The sequence below is a fragment of the Hoylesella buccalis ATCC 35310 genome, from assembly GCF_025151385.1.
Lineage (GTDB): Bacteria > Bacteroidota > Bacteroidia > Bacteroidales > Bacteroidaceae > Prevotella > Prevotella buccalis.
This window is the reverse complement of record NZ_CP102287.1, coordinates 1,501,179-1,520,205: the sequence shown is the minus strand read 5'-3', so window position 1 is coordinate 1,520,205 and position 19,027 is coordinate 1,501,179. Positions and strand designations below refer to the sequence as shown.

At 44.8% G+C, this 19,027-nt stretch carries 9 protein-coding genes, 1 tRNA gene and 1 CRISPR repeat array; of the genes, 4 read left to right on the top strand and 6 right to left on the bottom strand.

What is annotated here, in order from left to right:
- Window positions 1–178: 178 nt before the first annotated feature.
- Window positions 179–806: a CRISPR direct-repeat array (repeat unit 36 nt; unit sequence GTTGCTTTATATCTTGATTCTACATCAAACCACAAC).
- Window positions 807–950: 144 nt separating this feature from the next.
- Window positions 951–4,607 carry a type II CRISPR RNA-guided endonuclease Cas9 gene (cas9, locus tag NQ518_RS06445; protein WP_227206507.1) on the bottom strand — a complete coding sequence of 1,219 codons (3,657 nt, stop codon included), beginning with the start codon at window positions 4,605–4,607 and terminating at the stop codon, window positions 951–953.
- Between the two features lie 267 nt (window positions 4,608–4,874).
- On the opposite strand from cas9, the gene NQ518_RS06440 reads away from it, so the two are divergent.
- Window positions 4,875–5,219 carry an ISAon1 family transposase N-terminal region protein gene (locus NQ518_RS06440; protein ID WP_227960382.1) on the top strand — a complete coding sequence of 115 codons (345 nt, stop codon included), beginning with the start codon at window positions 4,875–4,877 and terminating at the stop codon, window positions 5,217–5,219.
- A gap of 1 nt (window position 5,220) precedes the next feature.
- Entirely contained in the window at window positions 5,221–6,204 is a 984-nt protein-coding gene (locus tag NQ518_RS06435; RefSeq protein ID WP_419471399.1) for an ISAon1 family transposase, read from the top strand.
- Between the two features lie 176 nt (window positions 6,205–6,380).
- Here the strand turns inward: NQ518_RS06435 and NQ518_RS06430 are convergent, their stop codons facing one another.
- Window positions 6,381–7,793: an ATP-binding protein gene (locus NQ518_RS06430; protein WP_227208547.1), complete on the bottom strand. Its 1,413-nt coding sequence runs from the start codon at window positions 7,791–7,793 to the stop codon at window positions 6,381–6,383.
- 387 nt (window positions 7,794–8,180) lie between these two features.
- Window positions 8,181–8,253, bottom strand: a tRNA-Lys gene (locus tag NQ518_RS06425).
- A gap of 784 nt (window positions 8,254–9,037) precedes the next feature.
- Here NQ518_RS06425 and NQ518_RS06420 point away from each other — a divergent pair.
- The gene (locus tag NQ518_RS06420; RefSeq protein WP_227960386.1) at window positions 9,038–12,325 is read left to right on the top strand and encodes a SusC/RagA family TonB-linked outer membrane protein; all 3,288 of its coding nucleotides are present in this window, start codon (window positions 9,038–9,040) and stop codon (window positions 12,323–12,325) included.
- A 32-nt stretch (window positions 12,326–12,357) separates the two neighbouring features.
- Window positions 12,358–14,151, top strand: a complete 1,794-nt coding sequence (locus tag NQ518_RS06415; protein WP_227960388.1) for a RagB/SusD family nutrient uptake outer membrane protein — start codon at window positions 12,358–12,360, stop codon at window positions 14,149–14,151.
- 13 nt (window positions 14,152–14,164) lie between these two features.
- Here NQ518_RS06415 and NQ518_RS06410 read toward each other — a convergent pair whose 3' ends face one another.
- Genes NQ518_RS06410 through hisC form a run of 3 tightly spaced genes read right to left on the bottom strand, consistent with a single transcriptional unit; the run spans window position 14,165 to window position 18,905 of the window.
- Window positions 14,165–15,406 carry a type IX secretion system plug protein gene (locus NQ518_RS06410; RefSeq protein WP_227960390.1) on the bottom strand — a complete coding sequence of 414 codons (1,242 nt, stop codon included), beginning with the start codon at window positions 15,404–15,406 and terminating at the stop codon, window positions 14,165–14,167.
- Window positions 15,407–15,441: 35 nt separating this feature from the next.
- Window positions 15,442–17,817, bottom strand: coding sequence for a TonB-dependent receptor (locus tag NQ518_RS06405; RefSeq protein ID WP_227962415.1), 2,376 nt, complete (start codon window positions 17,815–17,817; stop codon window positions 15,442–15,444).
- 53 nt (window positions 17,818–17,870) lie between these two features.
- A complete protein-coding gene (gene hisC, locus NQ518_RS06400; RefSeq protein ID WP_227207848.1) occupies window positions 17,871–18,905 on the bottom strand; it encodes a histidinol-phosphate transaminase in 1,035 nt (344 codons plus the stop codon).
- Window positions 18,906–19,027 lie beyond the last annotated feature (122 nt).

The following is a 19,027-nucleotide window of genomic DNA, read 5'->3' as shown; positions in this document are numbered from 1 at the left end:
GGGGGGCTAATGTGCCACTCTGAAACATTGCTCGGTGATGAATGGATGAGGCACCATGTTCTTTTGCTATCTTATGTCCTTCTTATATATAGGTGTAAAATATCGACCCGCTCGTAAGTTCAATTAAGATTCTACATCAAACTACAACTGCGAGCGATGCTCTGTGGACGGCAACAAGGTTGCTTTATATCTTGATTCTACATCAAACCACAACTTTCCGATGCTGGAAATATTTACCGCTATGTTGCTTTATATCTTGATTCTACATCAAACCACAACTAACTTGCATTCTTCAATTAAATCTCCTACGTTGCTTTATATCTTGATTCTACATCAAACCACAACTATTCTCTCTTCAAAAATCCATAAACTTCTGTTGCTTTATATCTTGATTCTACATCAAACCACAACAATGATAATGCGCTCGTGCTTCACAAGTAGTTGCTTTATATCTTGATTCTACATCAAACCACAACTACGTACCGTTCACTTTTGGGCAGTTCAGTGTTGCTTTATATCTTGATTCTACATCAAACCACAACATTCTACTTGTTGCTGTGCAAAGAAGATATGTTGCTTTATATCTTGATTCTACATCAAACCACAACTCGTGGGCGTTAAGATTTTGATCCGTCTCCGTTGCTTCATATCTTGATTCTACATCAAACCACAACACACGGTGCAGCGGTGGGACAGCGTTTATTGTTGCTTCATATCTTGATTCTACATCAAACCACAACCTATGCGTCATTTGATAGAGAAACTTGCGAGTTGCTTTATATCTTTATTCTACATCAAACCACAACTTGTACTATTTAAAACATTGAATATAAGTACATTATACAAATATTTTCATACAAGAAGTGGCTCGAATATATCAGCGTTATTGCAAATATACTAAAAAAATTCTAACTGAATAGGTACACAACGCTTCGCTTTAACATATCGACTTACTCTTTAAGCGTTACTTTACCAAGAATGTCGATATTAAAATCTATACCATCTACTAATATGTTGATATTGTTTATACTCTGTCTGAAAATAGGAGCATAATCATCATTATTTTTATAAGGAGTGCTAAAAATAGGCAAACCTTCTTTACGAGCTTCTTGATGATATTTAAATTTTATACGTCCATCTTTTTCAATACCTACCACCTTGTAGAGTCTTTTAACTAAGTTTTTGGTATTATCCACTTGTATTTCGTCAGGATTTTCTTCAAACATTAACACCAGCTGCCCCATTAAAAGTTTTGTCTTAAGTGGCAATCCATATTTTGTGCTATGAGTAGGCACTATAGACGAGAATATATTTCGGTCTTGACTTCGTTTATAATATTTAGCAGCCTCGATATAGCTTACTATTTCAAATTCTCTAACCACTTTATTTTTCACCAAACCCTCATAAATAGCCAACATGTAATTATTTTCATTCACTACATGATACTGCTGTTTATATTCTTTTTTGGACAAATCTCGATGTTGCCTAATATTGATAGGCTGCTTCACCGAATTAGCAAAACATCTTACCTTTTTAATAAGTATGCCTTTATCCTCATTCATATAGATTGGTTCTGCAATAGCCTGTTTGAAATTTTTGTCCGCTATTGCTTCTTTAATGGTTCGCTTCACCGTTTCGTCAACGATATTTTCAAGCTCTTCTGGTTTTGTAAACGAACTGAGTGGTCGCCGAACAACATATCTTATTTCTCCATCTCGCTCTATTGCGCCATAATATGTGTCAAGATGTAAACTACCTCTTGCCGTGTCCCCTTGAGCCAACACCTTTCCTTTAGATGTCTGCACATACTTTTTTGTATGCTTCGGCATGTTGTTCGGAGTATCGTGTACTACCAATAAGTTTTTATATATGTTGAGAACATCCTCTGTAAATGTAGCCCACGGTTTTGAGAATTTAGGTTTGGAACCCCTGCCTTGCCTAAATGTTTCTTCCATGCGATAATATTCAGCCATGAGATCGTACTCTCTCTTTCCGATGCATGCAATGGTGATAGCATCCATACAATGATGCGAATGATTATCTCTACATTTCTTTTCATATTCACTTTGCAGCCCCCACATTTTACGAAACTCGGCTGTTGCCACGCCTTTTACCACATAAACATTCGACTTGTTGCGACTGTCTGCTTGATGGAATAACGACTTGAGATACAACCCCGCATAACGAGAAATAAGTCCGATGCCAGTTCCCTGTCTCCTACTGAATCCTTCGGGCACTTCGGTCATGGTAAATCGCTCATGCTTTCCTCGCCAATAATCTATCTCCATTTGTAGCTTATGGCGTTTTTGTATCCTTATATCTTTCACCGCTTTATCCATTCCAGCAAATGTGCGTTGCTTGTCACGTTCTTTTACCAGCTGTTCATATTTGTTTTTCCACGGCTCAATTCTTGTCAATATCTCCTCATGATTTGCCAGTTCTGTTGGTAGTTTCGCTTTCTTTACCCCTCTGTTAAACCGATTGTTACACAATGTAAGGTTCATCTGTGTGCTGTCTCCACCAACACTCTGTGGAATAGTGTGCTCTATATCAAATTTCGGATTACTCCCAATAAAGTCGGTGATGCTTATTTGTTCACCTGTATATAAGCAATGGTGGTTTTGTTCCTCCCAAAGTTGAAACTTTAACACATCTGTTTGAGTTGGTTCAATCTCTTTTCCTGTTTCTTCTTTGTATAACTTCCTTATTTCATCACCATATTTTTTGTGTTGTTTGTCTTGCTCTTTTTGCCTATCTGCAATTGCTTTTCGCTTATTGGCATCATTCAATTCTCGGGCGTACTCAACATGTACTTCCGTATTTTCGTCAATAATACTTTCTTTCAACAACTGATTTACCACCCGTCTCAAGATATGTAGAGAGCGCATAGCCATAGGATTTCGGATGGCATTGGTTCGTGGCGAGCCCAATTGCAGTATGCCAAAGTCGTTGCGTTGCGCATTAGGGTAGGTTTCTATCATAGAAGGATGATATAGTTTGTCTGTTGCCCCTGCTGGTAACTCGAAGTTGTTTGCAAGAAAATCTTTAATCAACATTTCAATAGTTCCTTGTACTTCGCGATGTTTAGGTTGATAATTGAAAACCAGTTCACCAACATTCTCCATGATATACTTTCTGTTCTGCTCGTTGTTCCATATTTCTTTACCTACTATGGTAGGAATGTTCGCAAAGAACGAAGCATGTGTATAATACATTCCCTTGCGCAAGAACGGTAAAAATTTGCGTATCACTTTCAGGCTTAGCGCTGCAAAACTGTGACTTAGTTTTATCTTTGCAAACTTCTCTGCACTTTCCTCATCCAACTGCAACTTGTGATAAGCAAACTCTTTTAGCTTTTCAACCGATGAAAAAGAATACAACACATTCCAAACATCGTCCACCATTTCTTGCAAACTCTTACTCCCGTTCTTCTTTTGAACAAGTGTATATGTTTCGGCGATACCCGTCTTCCAATCATCGCCAAATATGCTTTTCAACTGTGCTGTAGTAGGACATCCAGGCACGCCCTGTGTCATTCTATAATTAAACTTGTAAGCTCTTTCTTCTTTGTCATGTATCCAAACGTAGTTTTTCTTGCCTGCCAATGCCTTGGCTATGTCTTCAAAGTCGAAATTAGGTTTTGATTTACGGAAAAACAAAGGTTCAATTTTCTCTCGCTCCTCGTAAGTTAAGGGACGTAGTTCTAAATCGTGAGGTCCTTTTACCTGAATGTTGTTGACAAAACAAAGCATTCTAAATTCTTCATAATCAGGATGCGAATCGGCACAACGCGGCTTCCCTCTTTCAAAAGTACACCTGCCTACACCGTGCCTTTGCGATTTAAGCGGAAGTTGAAAGAAGATGGCTCGTTGCAAATCTTCTATTAACTCGCTGCTTAGTTCTTGCTTTTCACAAATAGCATCAAACTCATGCTGATAATGTTTATTACGGTCTGTGTACCTTTGTCTGATGCGTACCTTGTTACCTTGTTCATCATAGAGTTTATAAAAATAATCTCCAAGATATTCGCATCCCGCTTCTTCCATTTCTGTAGATAGTTGCGAAATTCCCGATTTCACCACTCCGTTTTCTTTATTATCTGCACTGGTGTCCAGTCGATTACTTAAAAAGCCACGCCGTTGCGTTAAATGATATAAAGCACGACCTAAGGTATATCTATCAGCCTCAACCGTTAAATCTAATTTCTCGTGCAGACATCTATGTCTATCATAATAAGGATTTTTCCCCTCTTTATCGCTTGTACGCTGCCACAACATCAACTCATCGCTTTTAGGATATTGCTTCTGTAAGTGCCACTGTCGTAAATCATCATCACTCAAATACGGACAAAGATGATATTTCACCAGCACCTTCAACACTTGTATTTTGCGTAAGCGGCGTCGAAAATATTGTTTCCGTATAGCCTTATACCCCGAACGCTCAGCAGCCTTAGAAGATTCTATCCCTTTTTCAATTTTTACACCTTCTTGAAAGATAACATCACCATATTTAATAAGCTCGTAATTCTGGGCGTGCTCGTCCCAATCAACTACTGCCCACCCCAAACTGTTGGTGCCAGTATCCAATCCTAATATGCGTTTGTTCATGATAAATAAATTTATTTCTGTAAAATTAGAAAAAACATTTGTTAGTAACAAATATTTTGTTTACATTTGCCACATAAGATATTCTACATCTTATCACAATAAGGCTATATGCCGAAGGATGCAAATCCTACAGCCCCTCTTCGGAGGGGCTTATTTTGTTGAGAGTGTATTATCACTCGTCTTTAAGACGGGTCAGTCGTAAAACCCAGTTGCATCCCCTCTCCCTCTCATGCACATAATTTCATAAGTATTTGTTATCTTTGCATCATGAAGACCGAGCAATTGTTGCGTTGTATCTTTCCAGAGATACTCGCAGATTATTTTGATGTGATAGATATCCAAGAGAGTATTTCCCAGATAGACTTCTGGTTGGATGAGCGTAACTTTATGGAAGAGGTTGACCGCAAGTCCGGCACGGTAAGCAGTTACGGCTTTACCGCCGAACGGGTTGTCCATGACTTTCCCCTTCGTGGCAAGCCCGTTTACCTTCATGTCCGCCGTCGAAAATGGCGTGACAGTTCCACGGGTGAGATATTCAGTTATTCTTACGATGACTTGACAACTGAGGGCAGCAAACTTTCCCCTGAGTTCGTTTCTTTTTTAAAAGAATAGAATTGAGTCTACTGCGGAGAGCATTACAGGTATCGGCTCTCACTATGGCGTAGACGGCAAGCAGCTTTCCACCCAATACAAGGAGCATTTCAGCGATTATCGCCAGTGGGAGCAGTTGTCGCATGCGGGAGACTGGCTGCTGTTTGATGAGAACCTGGGAGAGAGCCTGAGTATCGATGAGACTTGTCTGAGCAGCGGTGAGGTCTATACGTTTCTGACCAACAAGGCTGGCAAAGGTGGCAGGGGTACGCTGGTAGCTGTGGTCAGGGGAACAAAAGCCGAAGATGTGATTCGTGTTCTGGAAAAGATTGACCTTTCCAAAAGAAAGACTGTCAAGGAGATAACGCTCGACTTGTCTTCCTCTATGATGATCATTGCGCGCACGGTGTTCCCCAAGGCACTCATCACCAATGACAGGTTTCATGTGCAGAAGCTTTACTATGACGCTTTGGACGACATGCGCATAGCCTACAGGTGGATGGCAAGGGACAGAGAAAATGAGGAGATGAAGGAAGCCAAAGCCAAGAACGAAACCTACAGGCCATTCAGATACAGCAACGGTGACACACGCAAGCAACTGCTTGCCAGGGCGAAGTTTATACTGACTAAACACAAGTCAAAGTGGACAGAATCGCAAAGGCTAAGGGCTGAAATAATCTTTGAAAACTACCCGGAACTCAAAAAAGCCTATGACCTGGCCATGGAACTTACCGATATTTATAATGCCAGAAGCATCAAGGACGCTGCAAGATTGAAACTGGCTAAGTGGTTTAACGAGGTAGAGAAGTTGGGCGTGGATAATTTCTATACGGTAATTGACACCTTTAAGAACCATTATGATACCATACTCAATTTCTTTGTCAACAGAGCCACAAATGCCAATGCTGAATCCTTCAACGCAAAAGTCAAAGCCTTCAGGGCACAGTTCAGGGGAGTAACGGATATTCCTTTCTTCCTTTATAGGCTTATGAAATTATGTGCATGAGGGGGAGAGGGTTGCAACTGGGTTTTACGACTGACCCTTTAAGACACGCTTTTTCTTATTTTATGTTTTCCATTTGCAAGTTGTTTTGCTTTGAAGACAGATAACGAAAGCGCAGTCATCTAATTTGTGGCGGTTAGTTTTTCCATAACCTGCAAAAAGTTACCGACTCAAGAATGTTAATATGAGACTTTGTTTTTGGAGGAATCCTCTTGCAGCATAGACGCTATGATATCTTTGGGATAATAACATGGAACATCAGCCTTGGTTTCTGTTTTGAGAAACAATATCGTGTGTATCTTTTGCCCTTTCTTTACGAATGGTAAGCGGCTGGCACGGCTTGTTAATTGCTCATATACGCTCTGTGCCTCGTCGCGTTCCCGCCATTTACATTCTGCCACGAGGATGTGCTTCTTGTCGAGCGATTCAGCTACAAGGTCGAGCTCTATCTGTTCGTAGTCATTGCTGTCATCTTCTTTTGGTATGCCGCCCCACCATCGTGAGGCATTGCCATAGATTACACCATCTATTTCATTGCCAGTCACGAAGTCGCGACAAATCCTTTCCCAAACCTGACCAACGTATGTGCTGAAGTCCTTACGAATAATATCCATTACGAGATCCTGACGGTCGAGTTCAATGAGATATTTGTTAGGATTGATAAACCTGTAATAGAAGGAAAGAAAGTTATCACCAAGTCGATACAGTCCTTTCTTGCTACTCTTTGGATTGTCGCCAAAAGGTATATCTTTCTCCACATAGCCTAAATCGGTCAGTATGCTGATGGGCTGAGAGAGATTAGTTGCAGGCTGCTGCATACGACTGGCTATTTCCGAAATGCGATTCACCCCGTTGCCCACCGTAGTAAGCAGAGAGAAAGATGTAGCCGTGTCACGACGTTCATCACGGAGCAACCGAGTTGGCTCATCGTACAGCGTTCCATAGTTATTGACCAATAGATTGTGCACCGCCACTTCCAAGGTGTCGAAGTCGGCACGGAGTTCCCAATAGCGTGGCACACCACCCCAAACGGCATATTCCTCAACAGCCTGCTGGTCGGAACAATGCAGGGCTTCTTTGATATAAGGCAAACGTAGTTGCTTCAGCTTTGGCTGCCAAGCACATCGTTGATATAGGGGAGACTTCTCATTGAGTACCAATGAGTGCATCATTAGTTGGGAGGAACCACAAAGTATCAGGTTGTATTTCAGTTTTTTGTTATCCACTAACCGTTGAATAATGGAAGGCAGCGAAGGATCGCACTTGACAAGATAAGAAAACTCATCTAAACAAACTGATGTGTTCTCTCCAACATATAGATTGATAGAGGTGAGTATCGTTTCCCAATCATGGTATGACACACGATCAAATCCGTCAAACGTAAATGAAACGGTCTTAGCAAAGGAATCTATCTGCTGCTGCGTCTGTGCTTCTTCGCTCAGATGGTAAACATCCTGATCGGTCAAAACATGCTTGATAAGTTCTGACTTTCCAATACGCCGCCTGCCATAAATTACAATCAGCACAGGCCGACTAAGACTCAGCGCGCGCTTGAACGCAGCAGTTTCTTCCATTCTATCTATAAATTCCATATTATCAATAATTATCTTTGCCAAACATTATGTTTTGCAAAGATAATATTTTAATCACTATCAATACACAAAATCACCAATCATTTTAATTCTGATCAAAATTATGTTTGCGAAAGATAATGTTTACAGAATATAATATATGTTTGGGTTGTTCTTCACCATATTTGGAGTCATCATTTGCGAGTGGTAACACACTTTTGGGGGATGGTAACACATATTGGTAACACATTTAGTTCCCGATAGGGCTTTTTAATTCCCGTTACGTCCTGTTAGCCGCAGGTTCAACATTTAGCATAACTTCCTCTAAATGTGCAACTTAGCTAACAAGTGGCTTGTATAAACGGAAAAGAGGACTTCATTGCTGAAATCCTCTTTTTGAGTACTTTGTGACTCGCATGGGGCTCGAACCCATGACCCCAACATTAAAAGTGTTGTGCTCTACCAACTGAGCTAGCGAGTCTAACCAAGTAACTTTCATTAAACGATGAATGATGAAAGCGAGTGCAAAGGTAAAGAGTTTTTTTTGAAACACAAAACAAAATAGTATTTTTTTATCGGAGTGTCCGAAAGTCCCACTTAGATTTTGCATCTGTACCCCCCAACAACTCGTTGATGAATTAAATGTCATGACAGCGTTTGTATATGATTTTTCTTGACAACGTGTGTCTTCATATTTGGCGTATTTGTAAACCGATTGTATGTTGCCAGCAAATACGCCAAATATGAGCGATTTTCGTATAGGTTTGTCAGTCAATGTGTTGCGCATGTAGTGTATGGCGGCGTACCTGTTTAACAAGGATTTCTTTTACAATAGCATTGCTTTTGAGGTACTGTTTACATGCTATTACGCTCCAAGCGCATGGAGTTTGTCGGTCAAAGTGGTGTTTCTTGCATGTTTAAAGTCATGACTTTTGTGGAAAAATTAGATTTTTCTTGCCAAAAAGTATCCTGTTTGCCTCCCGCATGCCTATTGATTTTTTCCAGATTGGAAGTTTTCAAGTGCCGTTTTAGGGGCAATAATTGGTAAAAAAAGTCAACGCAAGGGGCCAGTTTCTACTCTTGCTCATCAGCTTGGCTATATGCTGCCAACGGACGTTCTGTATAGGTTTTGTTGTTTTCAAAGGGTTCGTTGATGTCGTGAATTTTTACTTTTTGTAACATTATCTTATTTTGTTTGAAACCTAAACATAATGTGATAGGCGTAATTTTGCGGCCATGATAATTTTATTGTTTTATTAAAGAAGATGAAAAGATTTTTGGAATGGAGAACGTGTATCATGCTGTTTTTTCTGTTTGTCTGCGCATTTCCCGTCAAGGCTCAAATGCTCACGCTGAAAGGACACGTTGTTGATACGCAGGATGAGCCACTCATTGGGGTAAGTGTAGTAAAAAAAGGAACCTCGCATGGCACGATTACTGATGTGAATGGCGATTTCACTTTGAAAGTAGCTGCCAAGACACAGCTTGTTTTTAGTTATGTGGGTTATCAAACTCAAGTAATCGAATGGAATGGCCGCTCGCCTTTGCACGTCGTTATGAACGATGACCGTAAGGTGCTGGATGAGGTGGTTGTGGTAGGCTATGGCACGCAGAAGCGTGTGAACCTCACGGGAGCTGTGGCTACGGTGAATGGCAAGGAACTGGAAAACCGTTTGTCGCATTCGGTCACCAACATGTTGCAAGGCTCGGTAGCGGGTGTCAATGTAACCACCTCGGCAGGAAAACCAGGGTCGACTGGTGCTATCAATATACGTGGTGTCAATTCTATTAACAATGCCGACCCGTTGGTGGTTATCGATGGCGTGACAGGTGATGCGGGCGATTTGGCTCGGCTGAATCCGAATGACATTGAGTCTATCTCCGTAGTGAAAGATGCTTCGGCAGCGGCTGTTTATGGTGCGCGCGCCGCTTTCGGTGTGATTTTGGTCACCACTAAGTCGGGTAAATCCGCACAAGGCACGATGGGCAAGACCGTACAGGTGCGCTATAGTGGCCGGTTTGGTTGGGAGCAGCCCACCACCTCGACCGATTATGAGAATCGAGGCTATTGGTCGGTGTACCACGTTAATAAGTTTTGGCAATCGAACAGTGGTACTAATTACGTGAATTATACCGACCATGACATGGAAGAGCTGTTGGCACGTGTTAACGACAAGACCGAGAACCCTGAGCGTCCATGGGTGGTCGAGGAGATGCGCAATGGCCGCAAACAGTGGGTGTATTATGGCAATTACGACTGGTGGGACATGTTGTTCCGCGAAAAGCGTCCCAGCCAGCAGCACAATGTATCGGTGACGGGGGCTCGCAACGGACTGAGTTACATGCTCTCGGGTAACTATTACCGTCAGGAGGGTATGCAGCGCGCACATCCCGACGTGTTCAATCGGTACAACCTTCGTTCGAAGATTGATTTTGAGATGAGTAAGTGGGCCACATTGTCCAACAACACCTCGTTCTATCAGTCGGACTATACGTCTATTGGCTGTGGAGGGGTAGAGGATGCCATTGCCCTCAGTGCGCGTCATGCCATGGCTTGTTTCCCCATGCAGAACCCAGACGGAAGCTGGATTTATGCCACACCTTATTTAAAATATAAGGTGGGCAATGGACGACACATTATTTTGAATGAGAATACACACCGCAACTTGGATAAGAACATCAACTTTGCCAATACCACGCGGTTGGTGCTTAAGCCCATTCAACAGCTGTCGGTAACGGGCGATTTCACCTATCGTTTTTATCAAACTCAACATACCGGACGTACCTCAGAGTTGTGGTATCGCGAGTATCCCGATGCTCCGCTGGCTTCGTACAATACAGGTGCTGGTGAGAATCAGTTGGACGAGGCGGTGCGCTCCAACTATTTTTATTCTACCAACGTGTTTGCCAATTATGACGACAACTTTAATGGGCGTCATCATCTCTCGGCCATGGCCGGTTTCAACCATGAATATTATTATCGCAAGGGCATATCTGCCTGGGGTAGAGACTTGTCGTCTATCGATTTGGATGACCTCAACCTGGTGGGTCAGAACGAGAACGGAGAGACCGAAACAGGCGTGGGTGGCGGTCAAGCCGAATATGCTTTGTTAGGTTTCTTTGGACGTGTAAACTACGACTACCTGGGTAGATATTTATTGGAGTTGAGTGGACGCTATGACGGTTCGTCGCGTTTTGCCAAAGAGTCACGTTGGGGCTTTTTCCCTTCTGCATCGTTGGGGTGGCGCGTATCCGAAGAATCTTTCTTCCGTCCAGCCAAACAATGGATTGACAACCTGAAACTGCGCCTTTCGTTTGGTTCGTTAGGCAATCAGAGTGTGTCATCGTACTACACGTATATGCGCTTGGTGTCTATGCACAACTTTAGCAATTATACCTTTGGTGAAGGCAGTGCCATGCCAAAGTATTCGTCACTCAGTGCTCCCATCTCTGACAATCTTACTTGGGAAACCGTGCAACAATGGAATGGCGGATTTGATATATCCATGTTTGGCCAGCGGTTATCCATAGTTACCGATTTCTATGTTCGCAATACCAAGGACATGCTCACCGCCGGTGTGGCGCTGCCATCGGTTTATGGTGCTGCCGTTCCTCGCATGAATGCCGCCGACATGCGTACGAAGGGATACGAAGTAAGCGTGAACTGGCAAGATAGGTTCAAACTGCTCAATCGGCCGTTCCGTTATCATGTAGGCTTTGTACTGAGCGATTACAAAAGCACCATTACCAAGTACGACAATCCCAACAAGTCGTTTGCCAAGGCGCATTATGTGGGTCAGCGCATTGGCGAGATATGGGGTTTCACCACCGATGGTCTGTTCAAGACGAATGAGGAAGCTAAAGAATACGCTAAGCAGGTAGACCTTAGTTATAGTAGTGGCCGACTTCGTGGCGGTTGGCAGGCTGGCGATTTGAAGTTTGTTGATCTCGATGGTGATGGCAAGTGGGGCATTGGTCAAAACACGGTTGACAAGCCTGGTGATAGGAAAATATTGGGCAACTCGTTACCATCGCTTTCTTATGGCATCACGGCTGGATTCGACTGGTATGGCTTCGATGCTTCCGTATTCTTTCAGGGTACGGGCAACCACTATTGGTATCCCAGCGGACACAACATGAACTTCTGGGGCGGATTCTCCTATTCTTATCTTACCTATTTGCCCAAGGACTTCTTAGGCAAGCTGTGGTCTGAGGAGAACCCCAATTCGTATTTCCCAAGACCACATGCCTATGGTGCTACGGGCGGTTATCTGGCAAAGGTGAACGATCGCTATTTACAAAACATCCGTTACCTACGTCTCAAGAATTTATCCATTGGATACACCTTACCCAATGCATGGACACGCCACATTGGTGTAGAGAAACTTAGGCTCTACTTCTCGGGTGAAGACCTGTGCTACTGGTCACCACTGAAAAAGAATACGAAGTACATCGACCCAGAGGCAGCCTTCAATAGGAGTAGCGCTGGACGTAACAATGCGTATTATCCATGGCCGTCTACCTATATGTTTGGGGTTGACGTGACCTTCTAATGGCTTTACAATAATCAAGAAAACAAAGGAAAATGAAAAAGATAACAATCAAACTATCGGTTGTTTTGGCATTGGCAGCACTTACATCGTGCCAACAAATGGACTTGATGCCCAAGGACCAAATGGCTCAATCGGAATATTTCAACAACAAGACTGAACTCGAATTGTTTAGCAATCCCTTTTACAACGATATCTTAGACAAGACGCCTTTCGATGAGAAGAGTGATATCCTGGTAACCTCTATCCTCAACGAAATCATGGTGGGCGGCAACAGACGACAGGTACCCGCCTCGGGAGGCGGTTGGAGTTGGGGACCGCTGCGCAACATCAACACCTTGCTGGAGAACATCGAACGTTGTACAGATGCTAAAGCTGTGGAGCATTACACAGCCGTAGCTCGATTCTTTCGTGCTTATTTCTATTTTGACAAGGTCCGAAGGTTCGGCGATGTGCCTTGGTACGACAGACAGTTGAGTTCGGAGGATGAAGATTTATACAAGCCGCGCGACTCGCGTGAGCTGGTGATGACCAAGATGATAGAAGATGTCGATTATGCCATAGCACATCTGCCTGCCGGGCGCAGTGCCTATCGAGTGAATCGCTGGGCCGCCATGGCGCTCAAGGCTCGCTTTTGTCTCTTCGAAGGCACTTATCGTAAATATCACAACCTAAGTGTTTCTGGACATGATGCACGCTATTATCTGGCACAATCTGCACAGGCAGCCTCACAACTCATGCACAGTGGGAAATACAAATTGTACACAACAGGGCATCCAGACCAAGATTACCTCATGTTGTTTGTTCAGCATGAAGCCAATCCCGATGAGTATATCTTCGCCGTGAAATATGATTATGCTTTGGGTGTGCGTAACAATGCCACTGGGTTTACAATCCTGGCATCACAAGGATTGCCTGGATTGACAAGAAAGTTTGTGAATACTTATCTTATGAAAGATGGTTCACGCTTCACCGATCAACCGGGGTGGGAGACGATGATGTTTAAGGAAGAGGTAAAGAATCGTGATCCACGCTTGGCACAGAGCGTGCGCACACCAGGATATACGCGTCTAAATCAAACACGCGTTCTGCCTCCAGACTTGAAAGTGGCTATTACTGGCTACCAGCCCATCAAGTTTGTGCAGGACCCTACCGACAATAGTAGTAACAACGATCGCACGGAGTCGTCTGATGTACCCATGCCCGTGTTCCGCTATGCTGAAGTGTTGCTCAACTATGCTGAGGCCAAAGCCGAGCTGGGAACCTTGACGCAAGCCGATTTAGATGCTTCGGTGAATCTTATCAGAGCACGTGTGGGCATGCCTAAACTGCTGATGGCGCAAGCCAATGCACGGCCCGATTCTTATCTTAGTTCCAAGCAGTATGGTTATCCACAGGTCTCGGGAGCCAACAAGGGGGTGATTCTAGAAATTAGACGTGAGCGGGCTATCGAACTCTTGCAAGAGGGTTTACGCATGAACGACCTTTATCGTTGGCGTGCAGGTCAGTGCATCAACCAACCTCTGACGGGGATGTATTTCGAGGGACCTGGTGAGTATGATTTGTCGGGTGATGATCAACCCGATGTTGTTTTGGTGCCTAAAGGTACGAAAAAGCCCAAAGAGCGCGAGGGTGTTGTTATCTTCGAGTTAGGTAAAGATCTCTTGCTCACCAACGGCGATTATGGATATTTGGATTATCTCCAGCATGCCGAGCGCAATGGTTTCAATGAACAGCGAGATTATCTGTATCCCATTCCTATTGATGAGCGTACCCTGAATCCTGCCTTGACACAAAATCCTGGTTGGAAAGACGGATTGGATTTTTAATACACTACTCGTATCAATCATGCTGATACCCCACCAACCGGTCGGTACGTTCGCCGGTTCCGCGATAGTAGAGTAGTGCTTGGAACTTGTTTTCCGTTTGATAGAACGACCCCTCGGTGCTTACGGGAGCGGTCGTTCCGTCTGTTTGTGCAACCACATACTGGTACGAGTAGTAGCCCTGTTTCAACAGCACTGCCGCCTCGTAAACGCCGTCCTGCTCGTTGTAGTGCATCTTATATTCTGGCGTCAGTTGGTCGTTGGTCCAAGTTGCGTTGAGATATACGTCCCCGTTCTGCCTGGGTGCCTGCAACTTGAAATGCACGATGAGATAATCAGAGCTGGTGTTGTTTTCCACATTGTCGCTGTTGCGGATGTAAAATGCCCCATTGGCATCCTCATCGTAAACGTAATTTGGGCGAGGCTCATCGGTCCAAACGTATGCGTGATAATCGTTTCCGTCCCAGCTGACGGATTCCAATCCCATGGTCGTATGGTTCACGTCCAGCATTTCGAACTTTCGATATTCGTTGCCTCCGTCAAAAATCAGTTGCTTGTTGTGTACCCATTTCAGTGCATCAGGCATGACGTATTGCGGCTTGATGTTGAATCGTTCTTTGTTCCACCGACCGTTTTGCAGTACGATGGTCTTGATTTGCGTTGCCGGATCGGTTACTTGCAGCATGCCATAGTTTACCTCCATGTTCACCTGCTGATGCGTTCCGTTGATGTCGATGTCTGTATTGGTCACCACCTCCATCTGGATACCAGCGAGAGGTTCCACCACCATGAAGCACGCAGACAAGATTTTCTCGTTGTCGTTGTTTTCGTCGAAGACCGTGAGGCGATAGTTCCCACTCATCTTCAGTCTGCATCTTTCGTTGGGTATTTGCAGCCGATAGTGGGTGTAGAGCGTTTTCGTGTTGATTGATTTTTGCACGTCATCGATGGTGTTCCCCTCTGCGAAGCCATCCAGATAATCGCTTGCGAACAACTGCGTGGTGGTGCTCCAGTCGGCTTCGCAATGTTCTATGGTGTAAGTATATCGGTGATATTCGTGGGTGAGGTCGTCAAACGCGATGGTTATTGGCTCACCATCCAACTGAGTGATGGGGGGTGAGAGCCAATCATCCCCTGCAACCACTTGCAAGGAAGCAATCGATTTTTTGTAAATCTCGTTCTTCTGTGCAGTGCAAACGCTTGCTGTCAGTAAAAGACAAATGCTTATCAGGGTTCTGTTCATCGTATTCATTTCCATGATGTGTTTTGCAGATGGCTGCGTGATAGCACCTGTTAGAATTCGAGTATAATCTTTCCGTTGAACAATCTGCCGGTCAGATAATTGGGAACGGCGTATTGTTGGTTCGTCACATCCGTAATCCAATAATATGAATTGACGTTACTGATGCCGAAGAGGTTCAGCGCGTCAATGCCCAACCAAATGTTCTTGAAGACAGATTTAGAACGACGATCGTCATTGTTCAGCAGTCGGTAACTCATCCCTAAGTCCACTCGTCTGTATGCAGGTGCGCGAAATGAGTTGCGTTCCAATTCGCGGTGCGGGGCTGCAAAGGGAAGACCGTCGGCAAAAGCCAGCTTCAATGACATCTTCCATCGGTCGGTTCCGGGGAAGTAATCGGTGAAGAACAGGTTCACGGCGTACCGCTGATCGGTAGGCATGGGAATGGTCTTGCCATTGAGTTTCATCTTCGTGTCCATCACGGAGAGACTTATCCACGAATCAGTTCCAGGCACAAACTCGCCATACAGCTTCAAATCCAGTCCCAAGGCATGTCCCGAACTCATGTTATCGCCATAATATACCACCTTGACGTTGTTCACACTGTATGGCACCAGGTTGCCCAACGCCTTGAAGTAGGCTTCGGCAGTGAACTTGAATGGCCGCCTGTTCATCCTGAACCGGTAGTCCATGGCGGTGATGAGGTGGATGGAACGTTGGCTCTTCGCCTTCTCGTTAAGTCTTGCGTACGTCGTTCCGTTGACGGTTGTGGTATCTCTTATCTCTTTGTAAAAAGGCGTTTGATAGTACAATCCGGCTGCCAAGCGAAAGGTCATGTTCTCGTTAAAGGCAGGTATGATGCCCAATGAGGCACGCGGACTCACCACCAATTCTTTGTTGAAGCTCCATTTACTCATGCGCACCCCATAGTTCAAGGTGTAGTGTGTGTTGCCGTTGCGGTTGCTAAACCGATAGGTGTCTTGCAGATAAGCCTCGATGCGCCGGGCGTTCAGTTCGTTTTTGGCACGCAGAGAGTAAATCATGTACAGGTCTTTTCCCGTGTGTGGGATGCTGTAGCCGCTTGAATCCCGCATCTCATATTCAGCAGCTTGCTCTTGAATGTGTTCAAACTTGAATGTCAATCCGCCTTCCACCTGATGTTGTTTGGATGTGTGTTTAGCCATCAACTTCACGTTCTCCACATGGGCTTTCAAGTAGTTGCGCGCATGTTGAAAGTAGGTTCCAACGCCCAAGTTCTCACTTGTCTCGGTTTGTGTGAGCCAGTATTGTCCCTGGATGTCATATTTTTCACTTTCGTTGGTCGAGAAAGCCGAGGCTAAGAGTGACACTGACGTGGAGTCACCGAAGTTGCGTGTTAAGTCGATGGAGCCGAAATAGGTATTGAACCGATCCTTTTCATGCCCATCAAAATATACTTTGAACGACTTAACGTTTTGCAAGGTACCGAAAGCCGTTTCCCTGTTTTTTGGCGTAAACGTGTAGTGATTGTCCGATAGGTTGCCGATGAACGACAGTTTCCAACGCTTGTTCGGCGTATAAACCAGGTAAGTTTGGTAGTCTAAGAAATCGGGTTTGTATTCTCCATCTGTTTCCAACGACCCCAACAGATATTTGTTGGTCTTGTATCTCAGGCCGTTGCTCCATGCCACCGTTTTGGTTCTGAAGCCTACGAACGCGCTGGCTCCCAACAAACTGGCAGACACGTTGGCCTCAAATGGTTTGGGTTGTCGGTAGGTGATGTCGAGGGCCGACGACATCTTGTCACCGTATTTGGCCTCGAATCCGCCGGTTGAAAAACCAATTTTCTCCACCATGTCGGGATTGATGACCGACAATCCTTCTTGTTGTCCCGACCTTACCAAGAAAGGTCTGTATATCTCTATGTTGTTGATGTACACGCTGTTCTCGTCAAAGGCACCCCCTCTAACGTTGTATTGTGATGACAGTTCGTTGTGCGAGGACACGCCGGCTTGCGACTGTATGAGCTCTTCCACGCCGTTGCCCGTCACCGAAGGCAAGGTTTTGGCATGCTCTGTCTTCAGGTTCTGCGTTTGTCCAGTCTGAATTTTCTCGCCCATCACCTTCACTTCGCCCAACGTCTGGTCGTCGCTGTTCAACACGATCTGCAACGTTTGTTTACCTCGCGGATGGCGCAGCACGCGCTGCTTGGTTTTGTAGCCAATCATGGAAAACCTGATAACTACCGAGTCGGCCGACATCAGTTGCATGCTGAACTCGCCTTTGAGTGAGGTCACGGTGGCTTTGCCCTGTTGCAGACACGACACGGTGGCCAGCTCCACGGGATTGAGTTGCTCGTCAACCACTCTTCCTTGCAGGGTGAATGATTGGGCTTGTGCTGCCATTGCGCATAGCAGCAGCAGATTGATTACAACGGTTCTCAATTTCATCATTGGTCTGATAACGCAATAGTTGGTTGATTATTGCGTTGCCGCACGTTGTTTCAGCATTGTCGCAGAGCCGCCAACAGCTCGTTGTTTTCGGTCTTCGTGCCAATGGTCACCCGCAGACAATCATGGCATAGTGTCACCTGGCTACTGTGGCATACCACAATACCTTTGTCCAACAGGTATTGATAGGTGCCGTGGGCATCTTTCATCTTGGCCAGAAAGAAGTTGGCCGCAGTAGGGTACACCTTCACGCACTGTGGCAGTACGGCAAAGGCCTGCACCATTCTTCGCCTTTCTTGCAGCAGGGTGGTAACCCATTTTTCTACCTCAAAGGTGCCTTGCAGCGACTTGAGTGCTTGCTCTTGCGTGAGCGAACTGATGTTGTATGGCTGTTTCACCTTATTAAATAGGTTGACGATTTCTTCGCTTGCGAATGCCATCCCCAGTCGGATGCCCGCACATCCCCACGCCAGACTCATGGTGTTGAGTATGATGAGGTTGGGGTAGGAGGCGAGTTCGGTGCGGAATGATTTCTGGGTAGAGAAGTCACTGTAGGCTTCGTCCAACACTACGATGCCGTCAAACCGTTGGACGATTTCCGTGATGGCGTCCCTATGAAGGTCGTTGCCCGTGGGGTTGTTGGGGCTGCACAGCCAAATCACCTTTGTTGACGCATCGCATGCAGCCAGCAATTTGTTGGCCGACAGCTGGAAACACTCATCCAGCAGCACGGGTTTGTAGACCGTGTTGTTGATGTCTGCACACACTTTGTACATGCCGTATGTTGGTTCGATGGCAACAACGTTGTCTTGCTTTGGCTCGCAGAAAATGCGGTAAACCAAGTCGATGGCTTCATCACATCCGTTACTCAGGAAGATGTTTCCGGCCGGCACTTGCTTAATTTGGCTCAGCTTTTCTTTCAATTCCCTTTGCAGTGGGTCGGGATATCGGTTGAGCGGTTTGTTGTATGGATTTTCGTTGGCATCTAAAAAGATGTTTGCCTCACTGCCACCATGTTCGCACTGGGTGCTGCCAAGGGGCGTTAACGTCCAAATATTGGGTCTAACCAGTTGTTCCAGGGTTCTCATCATGTCATCGATTTAAAGGGTAAAGGTGCCGAAATAGCGTGTCATGTGGTGTGAATTGTTCACATGGCATTTCTTATTTGTTCTTAAAAATGTTATGCAAATATAATAAGATGTGGGGAGAT